The organism is Polynucleobacter yangtzensis (assembly GCF_027924165.1).
In the GTDB taxonomy this organism is placed as follows: domain Bacteria; phylum Pseudomonadota; class Gammaproteobacteria; order Burkholderiales; family Burkholderiaceae; genus Polynucleobacter; species Polynucleobacter yangtzensis.
This window is the reverse complement of record NZ_AP026973.1, coordinates 774,545-788,413: the sequence shown is the minus strand read 5'-3', so window position 1 is coordinate 788,413 and position 13,869 is coordinate 774,545. Positions and strand designations below refer to the sequence as shown.

Sequence of the window (13,869 nt, the reverse complement as noted above, 5' to 3'; positions counted from 1 at the left end):
CCTGCGCCTCCATGAACCCACTAGAGACCCCCTCTTTTCCAAGTCGCCTACCGACGGTGGGGACCACGATCTTTACGGTGATGTCAGCTTTAGCTGCTGAGCACAAAGCCATCAATTTGGGTCAAGGTTTCCCAGACTTTCCTTGCGATAGAAAACTGATTGCCGAAGTCAATGAAGCCATGTTGGCTAATCGCAATCAATATCCGCCAATGATTGGCATTGCAGAGCTGCGTAACGGTATAAGTCAGAAGATTCAAAACTTATACGGTCATCACTACGATCCCGATACTGAAATCACTATCACTGCGGGTGGCACGCAAGGCATCCTGACAGCGATACTCGCTTGCGTCAGTCCGGGCGATGAAGTCATCATCATTGAACCGGCGTATGACAGCTATCGCCCATCTATCGAATTAGCAGGCGGCAAAACGATTGCCATTTCTTTACAAGTGATTCGTGAAGAGCATGGGCAAGTCGCCTCCTATGAAATTCCATGGGACGCATTAGCCAAGGCAATCAACTCCAAAACCCGTTTAATCATTATTAATACTCCGCATAACCCTACTGGGATGGTTTGGAGCAAGGCTGACCTAGATAGTCTCGCGAACTTAGTTCGCAATACTTCCGCATTGATTTTGAGCGATGAAGTCTACGAGCATATGGTCTACGATGGAGCGCAGCACCACAGTGTTGCATCCCATCCCGAGCTTGCTGCTAGAAGCTTTCTGGTCTCAAGTTTTGGTAAGACCTATCACGTCACCGGCTGGAAAGTAGGCTATGTAGCTGCACCGCCGACACTAACAAAAGAGTTTCGCAAGGTTCATCAGTTCAATGTATTTACTGTGAATACACCGATGCAATATGGCCTAGCAACATATCTTGCAGATGCTAAGCATTATTTAACTCTCCCCGCCTTTTATCAAGCTAAGCGTGATTTTTTTAGGGTGGGCTTGGGTAAGACTAAATTTAAATTACTACCTACTCCAGGCACTTATTTTCAATGTGTTGACTACTCGGCATTAGATATCCCTCAGGCAAAATTCAATGAGGCTGACTTCTGCAAATGGCTTACAACTGAAATTGGGGTAGCCGCCATACCAGTCTCTGCTTTTTATGAGCAAGCGACTGAATCTGGCGTAATTCGTTTTTGTTTCGCGAAACAAGATCAAACACTCACAAGCGCCTTACAACGTTTAGAAAAAATCTAAGGGACATCATGGCAAATAAGAAATCAACCGTAATTGATGTTTATAGCTGGCCGACACCCAATGGCCACAAAGTGCACATCATGCTGGAAGAATGCGGTTTTCGATTAGGAAAAGATTGGATCGCTCACCCCATCGATATTGGTGCAGGAGATCAATTTGACCCTGATTTTTTAAAGATTAGCCCCAACAATAAGATTCCAGCGATCGTTGATCCCAATGGTCCGGACGGCAAACCCATTAGCCTTTTTGAGTCAGGTGCGATTCTTCTCTACTTGGCCGGCAAGACTGGCAAATTCTTGCCTCAAGATACCCGTGGAAAGTATGAAGTGCTGCAATGGCTGATGTTCCAAATGGGCGGTCTTGGCCCTATGCTTGGGCAAAACCACCACTTCCGCCTGTATGCACCTGAGAAAATTGAATACGCGATCAATCGCTATACCAATGAAGCCAAGCGAATCTATGGAGTATTGGATAGTCAACTGAAAGATAATCCCTATGTAGCAGGTAAAACGTATTCGATTGCCGATATTGCGATTTATCCATGGACGCGTAATTGGAAAAATCAAGGCATTGATATCAATGAGTACCCGCATTTCAAACGATGGTTTGAAAAAATTGGTGCGCGACCAGCAGTAAAGCGTGGTTGCGAAGTATTAACAGCATTACGTAAACCTTTGCACGATGCCAAGGCTAGAGAGCAGTTATTTGGTTCAACCCAGTATCAAAAGAGGAAATAAGATGAGTATTCAATCAGTCGGTGTAATCGGTGCAGGCACTATGGGAAATGGTATTGCGCAAGTGTGTGCAGTTTCCGGCTTAGATGTCGTCATGGTTGATATCAATGAGGCAGCGGTTCAACGCGGTCTCGAACAAATTAGCAAGAGCCTTGATCGCCTCGTTAAGAAAGAAACCTTAACTGTTGAAGCAAAAGATGCGGCACTCAAGCGTGTTAAAGGCAGCACTTCTTATAACGACTTCAAAGGCCTGGGTTTAGTCATTGAAGCTGCTACTGAAAACCAAGCAGTCAAAGAGAAAATTCTCAAGCAAGTAGATGAGATTGTGAGTAAAGACACCATCATCGCTACCAATACCTCCTCTCTTTCCATCACCAAATTTGCAGCACTTGATTCCAATCCTGCGCGCTTTATTGGCATGCACTTCTTTAACCCGCCACCCCTGATGGCTCTGGTGGAGGTGATTCGTGGCTTGCAGACCAGTGATGCGACCCATGCCGCCATTATTGAAATGGCTAAGCGCGTTGGCAAAGAGCCAATCACTGTTAAAAACTCTCCGGGCTTTGTAGTCAATCGTATTTTGTTGCCGATGATTAACGAGGCTTTCTTTGTTTTATCCGAAGGACTTGCCAGCCCAGAAGATATTGATGCCGGCATGAAGTTAGGCTGCAATCAACCGATTGGCCCTCTGGCATTAGCTGACCTTATTGGATTAGATACCTGCTTAGCAGTGATGGAAGTTTATTTTGAAAACTTCAGTGACTCTAAATATCGCCCTTGCCCACTTCTTCGCGAAATGGTTGCCGCTGGGTATCTCGGTCGCAAAACAGGTCGCGGCGTTTACACCTACGATAAATAATTTTTTACTTTAAACAACGAAGCCATCTCATCGTGAACCCCATTCCACCTCTAGTACGCAAACTTGGTTATGCCGGTCTTATTCCATTTATTGGGCTAGCTTTAATGGTGCAATTAGCACCCACACCAATGAACTACTTAAGTGCTGAATCATTGGCTGGTTATGGGGCTGTCATCACTTCATTTATGGGGGCCTTACATTGGGGCGCTAACTTGCACCTTTTGGGCAAAGCACCTGCTGGAGATCGCTGGGAAGACCGTAATGCCTGGATCTGGGGTGTTATTCCAGCGCTAGTTGCTTGGGTTGCACTGCATATCTATATACCTGTGGGTCTACTCATCCTTGCTTCCACCCTGATTATTCAGCGCAATATTGATCAGAACACCTATCAATATTATTTTTCTGATGAAGCTACTCGTTCTGCATTTATGACGATGCGTAATCGTTTGACCTATGTTGCCGCTGCATGCCTAACATGGGCATCTTTGGTCATTCTTTTTATTCAAGCATGATGTAATGAGCGGTCTTTTTGATAGCACTCCACCACCACCCTTAGCGGAAGCTCTGCGTCCAAAAACGATTGAAGAAGTCATTGGGCAAACCCACTTATTAGCCGGCGGTAAACCCCTCAACTTAGCTTTTGCATCAGGCAAACCTCACTCGATGATTTTGTGGGGTCCACCAGGTGTTGGCAAGACAACGCTGGCACGTCTTTCTGCAAAGGCGTTTGATCGTGAGTTCATAGCCATCTCTGCAGTATTAGCTGGTGTAAAAGAAATCCGCGAGGCTATTGAGCAAGCCCAACAGAACATGGCCCAGTACGGCAAGCAAACAATCTTGTTTGTGGATGAGATCCACCGCTTTAATAAAAGCCAACAAGATGCCCTGCTACCCCATGTGGAATCAGGCTTGTTTACCTTTATTGGCGCCACTACCGAGAACCCTTCTTTTGAAGTGAACTCCGCCCTCTTATCGCGAGCTCAGGTATACGTATTGAAGTCACTTACACCAGAGGAGTTGAAATTACTCTTTGATCGTGCGCGCCAACATGCAATGCCTGATGTGCAATTTGAGTCCGCTGCTATTGATACGCTGATCTCGAATGCTGATGGCGATGCTAGGCGCCTACTGAATCTGATTGAACAAGTACGCAATGCAGCACTCACACCGAATGCTGAACTCAAGAATGTCGATCAACAATTTATTGAAAACGCTTTGAGTGCTCAAGCGCGACGTTTTGATAAAGGTGGTGATCACTTCTACGATCAAATCTCTGCCTTACATAAATCTGTGCGAGGATCCAATCCTGATGCCGCCTTGTATTGGTTTTGCCGAATGCTCGATGGTGGAGCAGATCCCCGCTATCTAGCGCGTCGTATTATCCGCATGGCTTGGGAGGATATTGGCTTAGCAGATCCAAGGGCTATGCAATTAGCTAATGATGCTGCGCAAACCTTTGAAAGACTCGGTTCACCTGAAGGTGAACTTGCGCTTGGCCAAGCAGTTGTTTATCTTGCCGTTGCCTCCAAGAGCAATGCCAGCTACAACGCCTTTAATGCGGCAAGAGCATTTGTTGCTCAAGACCAATCTAGAGGCGTGCCAAATCATTTGCGTAATGCCCCAACTAAGTTAATGAAAGAGCTTGGTCATGGCAAAGAGTATCGCTACGCCCACGATGAACCTCATGGCTATGCCGCTGGCGAATCCTACTTACCTGAGGGTATGAAAGAGCCGCACTGGTATGAGCCAGTTGAACGTGGACTTGAGTCTCAGATTAAAGAGAAGTTAGCATTCTTAAAAAAGCTCGATGAAGAGCATCAGAAGAAGTAAAGCGATATGAGCACAAAAACTTCGGCCACTTTTTATTACGACATTGTTTCGCCATTTGCGTATCTTTATGTCAAGCAAAGACATCGCCTAGAGAGCAAGCTAGACATCAAGCCAGTTCCAATTCTGCTAGGCGGCCTACTCCGTGCTGCTGAAAATAAGGGTCCTGGTGAGGTTGCAGCTAAACGTCCACATACTTATCAGTTCTGCGTTTGGCAAGCTGAGAAGCTAGGCATCCCTTTTCGCTTTCCAGAACATCATCCATTTATGACGGTTGCAGCACAACGTCTTTTAGTTGAGCAGAATGCTGAATGGACAATGGTTGAACGCGCCTTTGATTATGTGTGGGTAGAAGGTAGAGACCCCAATCTATCTTGGCCAGAATTTTGCACATACTTAGGTTTAACTGCTGACACCCCTAAACCTGAAAATCCAGAGGTAAAAGCAAAGCTGATTGCCAATACCAATCAGGCCAAAGCTGATGGCGCATTTGGAGTGCCAGCTCTGATAGTCAATCAACAGTGCTTTTGGGGAATCGATACGATCGACTGGGTCTTGGATTACCTTGCCAGGCCTGGCATGTTTGAAGAGGCTTCTTACGCCTATGCTGGCAATGTGCCTAATGGCCTAAGCTGACGATACAACTTCATTCACCCATCATGCAGTAATGAGCAATACAATCAATTTAAGTCACTTTCATATTGTTTAAGGAGTTCTTATGCGCAAGCTATTGGCCGCCCTCGTTGTTACCCTTTCTTGTTTTGCCACCCAAGCTGCATTTGCTGGACCAAAGGTAGAATTTAAGACAAATATGGGGAACTTCGTAGTGGAGTTGGATGACGTTAAAGCTCCTAAAACCACTGCTAATTTCTTAAATTACGTGAAGAGCGGTTTCTACAACGGCACAATCTTCCATCGCGTGATTGATGGCTTCATGATTCAAGGTGGTGGCTTTACTGCAGATCTAAATCAAAAGCCAACCAATGCTCCAGTCGTTTCCGAAGCGCAAAACGGTTTAAAAAACAATACCTATACGATTGCCATGGCCCGCACTTCCGATCCTGATTCTGCAACTGCACAGTTTTTTATTAACGTTAAAGACAATGCAGGTTTAGATTATCCAAATGCAATGGGTAATGGCTATACCGTGTTTGGCAAAGTGATCTCTGGTACACAAACGATTGATGCCATTCGCAAGATCCCAACCATGGTTGCACCAGCGCCGCGCATGGGTAGAATGGCTGACGTCCCAACTCAGACTGTCACCATCGAATCTGCCACGATTCTGAAGTAATCTGAACTTACCAGGCAAGCCTCAATGATTTTGCTCGATGACGCGCAAAGCACTGCGGCCTCGCCTACTAGCCGCCTTTATGAAAATGCGCTCCACTACTGGCGCGTACTTCCTAGTGGTGATAACGCTTTAGATTTATCCGCTACCCAGAATTGTCTTTCTGAAATCTCTGAATCCCTCGCTAAAGGTGAATATGTTGTGGCTGCATTTGCCTATGAATTAGGTAGGCAAATACATAAGATTCCTCAGAGGCCATCTTTATCTGATGAGCCACATCCATTAATAGAGGCTTGGGCTTTCTCAAGCTTTAAAAAACTCTCTAAACAAGATGTTGATAGCTGCCTCTCAGAAAAGCTTTCCTTGCTTGAGAGTTCTCAACGTTGTGCAGGTGTAATGGATGTTCAAGAATCAATATCCGAAGATCGCTTTACGGCAGATATCAACGCCATTCAGGAATACATTCGTAGCGGTGATAGTTACCAAATTAATCACACCTATCGCATCAAGGGTGAGACCTATGGAGCCCCTTTAGCTTTGTACAGTCGCCTGCGGAATAGGCAACCCGGTAGATTTGGGGCTTACATAGAATATGATGGCAACTTTCTGCTATCTCAGTCTCCGGAACTCTTCATTGCACGCGATGGAGATACTTTAAAAGCTATGCCCATGAAAGGCACTGCCAGTGCTTTATCTGCCGTTGCCAGCGCTTTATCTGATGATCCCAAGAATCAAGCAGAGAACGTCATGATTGTTGACTTACTGCGCAACGATCTCAGCCGCATCTCATTACCGGGTACGGTAACGGTACCTAATCTTTTTGAAGTAGCAAGACATGGTGATGTTTTGCAAATGACCTCTACCGTGCAAGGCCAAATTAAACCTGATGTCAGTCTCTTTGATATTTTCAAGGCTGTTTTTCCATGTGGCTCTGTTACTGGCGCCCCAAAGAAACGCAGCATGGAGATTATTCAAGAGCTTGAATCTGAAGATCGAGGTTACTACTGTGGCGCTTTGGGCTGGCTCGATCCTAACGGCAACTTTGCCTTTAGCGTACCTATTCGTACGGTTGAAATTGCGACAAATAGTCAATCCCACACTTCCACTTTCACTTTAGGTGTCGGAGCCGGTATTACCAATGACTCCGATGTCAAACAAGAGTGGCAAGAATGTCATATTAAATCTGCCTTTCTGATGGATCTTCCAAGCGCTACAGGCTTGTTTGAAACGATTGCAGTGCTACACGGTGAGCCACAGAGATTGAGATCACACCTAGAGCGCATGCACGCTTCTGCTTTGGCTTTGCGAATTCCCTTTGAATCTGTTACCGCACAAAAGTTGGTTCTGGACGCTTGTGCATCATTTGATAAAAACTTGTCGCATCGATTAAGACTAGATCTTGCAGCCAATGGAGCGCTTTCTGTTTCAAACGCCGTTATTCATCAGACAAATGAACCTGTCAAAATATTCTGGGCTAAAGATATCCTGCTTGGTGATGTAACGATGTATTCAGGAGATGTACTACTGAGACACAAAGTTAGTGAACGAAGTCTCTATGATCAAGCATGGCAAGAAGCTACTAAGTTAGGTGGTTTTGATGCCCTCTTTTGTAATGAGAAAGGCTTTGTGACAGAAGGCGGAAGAACTAGCATTTTTGTTAAACCTAAGGGAAGCTCTGATTGGCTCACGCCACCCGTCTCGGCAGGTCTCCTGCCTGGTGTCATGCGTGCCGCCTTGCTTGCCGATCCCAAAATGAATGCCCGTGAAGCCAACCTGACTATTAATGATGTTTCAATGGCAGATGAGATTATCCTTAGCAATGCCCTTCGTGGCGCTATCAAAGCCCATTTTTAGAAAGTCAGCATGAAGTATTGCCCCAACTGCGCCGCTGTATTGACGATCAAAATTCCAGCCGATGATTCTCGTGAACGCCATGTATGCGAAGCTTGTGGCAGCATTCATTATCAGAATCCTCGCAATGTAGTGGGTAGCATTCCTGTATACGGCCAGCAAGTGCTCTTATGTCGCAGAGCGATTGAGCCTCGTCATGGTTATTGGACTCTTCCTGCAGGCTTTATGGAATTAGGAGAAAGTACGAGTCATGGTGCTGCTCGCGAGACTCTCGAGGAGGCTGGTGCTGAAGTGAAAATTGGACCGCTCTACTCTCTTCTCAACGTGCCACATGCCGAGCAAGTACACCTATTTTATTTAGCGACGATGAATACGCCAGAGTTTTCCGCTGGTGAAGAAAGCCTTGAAGTTGCACTCTTTAATGAGGCCGATATTCCTTGGAATGAATTAGCCTTCCCCACAGTTAAGCAGACCTTAGAATGGTTTTTTGCAGATCGTGCTGCAGGTAACTTTGAGACTGGTAAAGAGTTTCATGTGCGCAGTCGCGATATCTTGCCATCCGAAAGAATTTAAAGAGTCCTATGGGTCAGATTGCCTGGCTAGGGCCACATGACCCTTTCCCTAATCCTCTGCTAGAGGCCGATCCAGATCCTAGCGTTCCTGGATTGATTGCAGTGAGCGAACAAATTTATCCAGGACAACTCGCGCGCGCCTATCAACAAGGCATCTTTCCCTGGTACTCGGATAACCAGCCAGTACTCTGGTGGTCACCAGACCCTAGAATGGTTTTAAAACCAAGCAACTTCAAATGCAGTGATTCCTTGCGAAAAATTATTCGCCTCTTTTGTCAAAATTCCCAATCTCAAGTAGAGGTAGATCGTGATTTTGGTGCTGTCATCCGCTCTTGCGCAACTAGTACACGCAAAGATCAAGACGGCACTTGGATCACCCATGAAATTATGGATGCCTACACAGCATTACATGAGCAAGGCAATGCTCACAGCATTGCTGTAATTGAGGATGGCCAGCTGATGGGCGGACTTTATTGCGTTTCTTTTGGAGGCATGGTTTTTGGGGAGTCCATGTTCAGCCGCAAGACCAATACGTCCAAAATTGCCTTAGCAGCCCTCAGCGCCTGGTGCCTAGCCAATGAGGTGTACATGATTGACTGCCAGCAAGAGACGGCTCATCTGCATTCTTTGGGCGCTGCACCCATCCCGCGTAAAGACTTTTTAGAGCAACTGCAAGTTTCTTTAAATCAAACTAAGATTGATAAATCTTGGACATTTGATAAAACGATCTTGCATCACTGGCTATGACCCAGCTCAAAGAACTTCCTCTAACCACTCTGCAGTTTTATGCAACTGCTCCATATGCCTGTAGCTATCTTCCAAATAAGACTGCTCGCTCTCAAGTTGCTACGCCATCCCATTTGATACATGCGGATGTCTACAGTGATTTGTTAAATGCTGGATTTAGACGTAGTGGTTTGTATACCTATCGACCATATTGTGATGAATGCAAAGCCTGTATTGCGACACGTATCTTGGTAAATCAATTTATACCCTCACGAAGCCAGCGCCGCGCCCAGAAAAAACATGCTGGTCTTGAAGCTTCAGTATTAAATCTTGGCTACCAAGAAGAGCATTACCAACTCTATCAACGCTATCAACATGAGCGCCATGAAGGTGGAGATATGGATAGCGACGATCAAGACCAGTACATGCAATTTTTATTGCAAAGTCGAGTGAACTCGCGCATTGTGGAATTTCGGGATGGTCCTCATGACCCGCATCCAGGTCGATTACGCATGGTCAGCATGATCGATATCCTGGAACAAGGCATCTCCTCGGTTTATACCTTTTATGACACCTCAAGCCATGCTGCTAGCTATGGCAGCTACAGTATCTTGTGGCAGATAGAGCAGGCAAAGATCTTGGGCTTGCCTTACCTCTATCTTGGCTACTACATCAAAGAAAGCAACAAGATGTCATACAAGATTAACTATCAGCCCATGGAGGGGCTGATCGACGATCATTGGCAGCCGCTGTCTGAGTCATAATATCTACCCATGATCGATCGCTACTCCCTTCTACGCCCCTGGCTTTTTTGTATAGATCCTGAAAAAGCCCATAACCTCACTCTGAGCAATATGGATCGCGCGCAGCGTTGGGGATTATTAGAGCGTTTAGTAAATAAGCCGATTAACGATCCACAAATGCTTTGCGGTATTGAGTTTCCAAACCCAGTTGGTCTTGCCGCTGGATTAGATAAAGATGGCAAACACATTGATGCACTGGCTGCATTGGGATTTGGATTTTTAGAAATCGGCACCGTGACACCACGCCCGCAGCCTGGCAATCCAAAACCTCGCATGTTTCGCCTTCCTGAAGCACAGGCCATCATCAATCGCATGGGCTTTAATAACGACGGTGTTGATGCCTGCGTCACCAGAGTACGCCGTTCTAAATTTTGGCAAAGCGGCGGTGTTCTTGGTATGAACATTGGCAAAAATGCCAGCACACCAATCGAAGAAGCTTCCCGTGATTACGTATTGGCCATGGAAGCTGTCTACGAAATCGCCACTTACATTACCGTCAATATCTCCTCCCCGAATACTCAAAATCTCCGCGCTCTACAAGGCGAAGAAATGCTCCGTGAATTACTCGGCAGCCTTGATGAAGCTCGAAAGCGTTTATGTGATCGCCATGGCGTACGTAAACCACTCTTCCTGAAGATTGCGCCAGACTTAGATCATGGCGACATCAATCTCATTGCCGATCTACTGCTCGAGTTTGGTATCGATGCAGTCATTGCTACCAACACAACCATCTCCCGCGATGCAGTCAAAGGAATGGAATTTGGCGAAGAAGCTGGCGGCCTATCTGGCGCACCTGTTCGTAATGCCTCCAATATTGTCATCAAAGCTTTGAAAGCCAGACTTGGCAATCAGCTGCCGATCATTGGCGTTGGCGGCATCATATCTGGTGCTGATGCCAGAGAAAAAATCATGGCTGGCGCCAGCCTAGTCCAACTCTATAGCGGCTTAATCTATCGCGGTCCAGACTTGATCAACGAGTGCGCCACTGCTCTCAGGCAATCCTAAAACACCTTTAAATCGCCCCAATTGAGGGGCTTTTCTCATTGGTTGCCCTATAAAATGGCATTTCACAATATGCAATTTCGTCTGAAATCGCTACAATAAGTCCTATGAGCACTAGTAAAACCATCAAAACCCCCAAATCTACCGGTGAGGTTGGCAAAACAGCCATCCAGGTAGTGGAGCGCATGATGAATTTACTAGATGCACTAGCTGATCAAGAGGACTCAAGCAGCCTCAAAAACCTTGCTGAACTAACTGGCCTCCACCCCTCTACTGCTCACCGTATTTTGAATGACATGGTTGCTTGCAGACTAGTTGAACGTGGTGATGGCGGCACTTACCGTCTTGGTTTAAAGCTACTAGAGCTTGGCAATTTAGTGAAAGCAAGATTATCAGTTCGCGAAGCAGCGCAGTTACCAATGCGTACCCTACACAAGCTCACCGGTGAAACAGTAAACCTATCTGTTCGCCAAGGTGATGAAATCGTTTACGTTGATCGCGCCTATAGCGAGCGCTCAGGAATGCAAGTTGTCCGTGCTATTGGTGGTCGCGCGCCTTTGCACCTCACCTCAGTTGGCAAACTCTTTTTAGCTAGCGATGATCCTAGTCAGGTTCGAGCCTATGTCACGCGTACCGGCTTATCTGGACATACTCGCAATAGCATCACCGATTTAGGCAAACTCGAGACTGAACTTAATCAAGTACGCAAAGTGGGCAATGCTCGCGATGATGAAGAATTGGAGTTGGGTGTGAGCTGTTTAGCTGCAGCTATCTTGGATGACACCGGAAAATTAGTTGCCGGCCTATCCTTAAGCGCCCCAACCGACCGTATTCAGGCAGATTGGCTGCGCGCCCTACAAGAAACCGCCCTACAGATCTCCAAAGGCATGGGCTTTAAACCCAAATCTGCCGAACCAGGCGGCACAAACTAGTCTTACATTAAGCGACGAATTGGCTGCGCGCCAGACGGCATACGTTCATACCAATCACGTACACGCACGGCATCAGCAAAACGAGATTGTGTTCCAACGGAATCTAAGAACACTAGCAACAAAGGTGTGTTGTTTACTCTAGCCTGCATCACCAAACATTTACCAGCAGCATTAATGAAGCCCGTTTTTTGTAGTCCGATATTCATATCACCAGAGCGCACAAGACGATTGGTATTCAAAAACTTTTGCGGACGTTTCGCAATCACCATGGTCAGGTCTGGCCAAGTTGAAAACTCACGAATGGTTTTATATTGATATGCGGCACTGAGCATGCGCGTCAGATCTTCTGCTGTGGCAACATTCTCACTCATGAGACCAGTTGGATCCGCAAAATGAGAATGGTCCATGCCAAGCTCTTTTGCTTTTCGGTTCATAGCGCCCACAAATGCTGAAACACCGCCCGGGTAATTTCTTCCCAAGGTATATGCAGCGCGGTTCTCAGAGGACATTAAAGCGAGCAACAAGGCTTCTTCACGAGTTAAAACGGTACCGCCGGCTAAACGTGATGAGCGATAACTAGCTACATCTTCAGAGTTAATTACCAAAGTTTCATCTAATGGCATCTTGGCATCTAACACCACCATCGCTGTCATTAACTTAGTAATGGAAGCAATTGGCAAACTTACGGAGGGGTTCTTTTCAAAATATACTTCTTTGGTATCTTGATTAACAACCATCGCTACGCTAGATTTGAGATTCAGGTCATCATGTTGCCCGCGCAATCCCAATGCAGTTGCAAGAGATGGTCTTGCAGGTACGACCGGCTCTGTTGAGCGCGTTACTGTTACGCGAACGGTTTTTGGTTTCTTGGAAGTCTTGGTGTTTGTCTTAGCGGCTGTTTTAGTAGTAGTTTTGGTTTGCTGTTTATCTTTATTAGCAGCAATTGCAGGTGCATTCGCCATAGCGCCAACCGCAAAAATTACTGCCAAGGCAAAAAGCCACAATCGATTCAAACGCATCCCAAAATACCTTCCAAAACTTTCAACATACGGAATGATAAATAATTTCCTTGAGCACGGCAGTTTTATTCGCCCCAATCTAGGTATTCCGCTCACCAAAATACACCCTTGCTAATACGCCCTACTCTGCAATTGTCGCGACTGTATTAGCCTGGCGCGCATTTACCAGGACTACTCCCGTCATCGTTAGGCATAGACCAACAGCCATCAATAAGGTGAATGGCTCATCAAATAACATCCAAGCCATTGCGGCAGTTGTCGGTGGCACTAAATAGAGAAAGCTGGTGACTTTGGTAGCGGCGCCCTTGCGAATCATCATGAACAATAAACTGATGGATCCAATCGATAAGGGGAAGATGGCCCAAAGCAATGCGCCAATAACAGATGGGTTCCAAACCATCTCGCCTGATTCAAATAAATACATGCATATAAAGCACAGCCCAGCTGAAACGCCAAACTGAATAGAGGAGCCGGCACGCAAGTCAAATACTGGACAGAATTTCTTTTGATAAAGGGTGCCAAAGGTTATCGAGAGCAACGCCCCAAATGCGAGTACGTAACTCGCCAAAGGAATATGCGTAAAACCAATCTTTTCAACCACCACTAAGGCAACACCAGCAAAACCAAATCCCAGACCGATCCATTGGCGCGGCGACACCTTCTCTGATATCCAGGCAGCAAACCAAGCAGTCACGATCGGCTGAAGTCCCACAATGATCGCAACCAACCCAGCCGTCATTCCCAATCTGACTGCAAACCATACACCGAGCAAGTATCCAAACTGGAGCAAGATGCCAGCAACGGCGATATGCTTGATTTGAGACCAGCTAGGCCAAGTGATTCTCCACACCAGACTAAGCGCTGCCATCGCAGCCAAAACCCCTGCAAACCGCCAAAACAAGAAGGTTGCCGGCTCTACATATGGCATTGCTAAACGCGCGATCACGAAACCAGTACTCCAAATGAGCACAAATATCGGGGCAATGGCGTTGTCTAGCGTAAGCTTCATAAGTAACTTGCTATAAATATTGGGATTTTTTACTGA

15 protein-coding genes are annotated in these 13,869 nt (G+C 46.2%); 13 read left to right on the top strand and 2 right to left on the bottom strand.

What is annotated here, in order from left to right; all coding sequences use genetic code 11:
* Positions 1-11: 11 nt before the first annotated feature.
* From QMF28_RS04100 to QMF28_RS04040, 13 genes are all read left to right on the top strand, one after another.
* Positions 12-1,208 (top strand): pyridoxal phosphate-dependent aminotransferase, encoded by a 1,197-nt coding sequence (locus tag QMF28_RS04100; RefSeq protein WP_281743388.1) that lies wholly within the window; start codon positions 12-14, stop codon positions 1,206-1,208.
* Positions 1,209-1,216: 8 nt separating this feature from the next.
* A complete protein-coding gene (locus QMF28_RS04095; protein WP_281743386.1) occupies positions 1,217-1,945 on the top strand; it encodes a glutathione binding-like protein in 729 nt (242 codons plus the stop codon).
* Position 1,946: 1 nt separating this feature from the next.
* Positions 1,947-2,801, top strand: coding sequence for a 3-hydroxybutyryl-CoA dehydrogenase (locus QMF28_RS04090; RefSeq protein ID WP_281743385.1), 855 nt, complete (start codon positions 1,947-1,949; stop codon positions 2,799-2,801).
* Positions 2,802-2,833: 32 nt separating this feature from the next.
* Positions 2,834-3,313, top strand: a complete 480-nt coding sequence (locus QMF28_RS04085) for a DUF3429 domain-containing protein (protein WP_082786372.1) — start codon at positions 2,834-2,836, stop codon at positions 3,311-3,313.
* Positions 3,314-3,317: 4 nt separating this feature from the next.
* Complete coding sequence (locus QMF28_RS04080; RefSeq protein ID WP_281743384.1) at positions 3,318-4,631, top strand: replication-associated recombination protein A; 1,314 nt, start codon at positions 3,318-3,320, stop codon at positions 4,629-4,631.
* Positions 4,632-4,637: 6 nt separating this feature from the next.
* Positions 4,638-5,264: a 2-hydroxychromene-2-carboxylate isomerase gene (locus tag QMF28_RS04075; protein WP_281743383.1), complete on the top strand. Its 627-nt coding sequence runs from the start codon at positions 4,638-4,640 to the stop codon at positions 5,262-5,264.
* 82 nt (positions 5,265-5,346) lie between these two features.
* Positions 5,347-5,922 (top strand): peptidylprolyl isomerase, encoded by a 576-nt coding sequence (locus QMF28_RS04070; protein ID WP_281743382.1) that lies wholly within the window; start codon positions 5,347-5,349, stop codon positions 5,920-5,922.
* 24 nt (positions 5,923-5,946) lie between these two features.
* Positions 5,947-7,773: a chorismate-binding protein gene (locus QMF28_RS04065; RefSeq protein WP_281743381.1), complete on the top strand. Its 1,827-nt coding sequence runs from the start codon at positions 5,947-5,949 to the stop codon at positions 7,771-7,773.
* 9 nt (positions 7,774-7,782) lie between these two features.
* Positions 7,783-8,343, top strand: a complete 561-nt coding sequence (locus QMF28_RS04060; protein ID WP_281743380.1) for an NUDIX hydrolase — start codon at positions 7,783-7,785, stop codon at positions 8,341-8,343.
* An 8-nt stretch (positions 8,344-8,351) separates the two neighbouring features.
* Positions 8,352-9,089, top strand: coding sequence for a leucyl/phenylalanyl-tRNA--protein transferase (gene aat, locus QMF28_RS04055; protein ID WP_281743379.1), 738 nt, complete (start codon positions 8,352-8,354; stop codon positions 9,087-9,089).
* On the top strand, positions 9,086-9,832 hold the full coding sequence (locus QMF28_RS04050) for an arginyltransferase (RefSeq protein WP_281743378.1): 747 nt from the start codon (positions 9,086-9,088) through the stop codon (positions 9,830-9,832). The genes aat and QMF28_RS04050 overlap by 4 nt, the downstream gene beginning before the upstream one ends.
* Positions 9,833-9,841: 9 nt before the next feature.
* A complete protein-coding gene (locus QMF28_RS04045) occupies positions 9,842-10,876 on the top strand; it encodes a quinone-dependent dihydroorotate dehydrogenase (RefSeq protein WP_281743377.1) in 1,035 nt (344 codons plus the stop codon).
* Between the two features lie 104 nt (positions 10,877-10,980).
* Positions 10,981-11,805 (top strand): IclR family transcriptional regulator, encoded by an 825-nt coding sequence (locus tag QMF28_RS04040; protein WP_281743376.1) that lies wholly within the window; start codon positions 10,981-10,983, stop codon positions 11,803-11,805.
* A gap of 2 nt (positions 11,806-11,807) precedes the next feature.
* Here QMF28_RS04040 and QMF28_RS04035 read toward each other — a convergent pair whose 3' ends face one another.
* Together QMF28_RS04035 and QMF28_RS04030 are read right to left on the bottom strand one after the other, a co-directional pair.
* Positions 11,808-12,824: a serine hydrolase gene (locus tag QMF28_RS04035; RefSeq protein ID WP_068321295.1), complete on the bottom strand. Its 1,017-nt coding sequence runs from the start codon at positions 12,822-12,824 to the stop codon at positions 11,808-11,810.
* Between the two features lie 121 nt (positions 12,825-12,945).
* A complete protein-coding gene (locus QMF28_RS04030; protein ID WP_281743375.1) occupies positions 12,946-13,833 on the bottom strand; it encodes a DMT family transporter in 888 nt (295 codons plus the stop codon).
* Between the last annotated feature and the right edge of the window lie 36 nt (positions 13,834-13,869).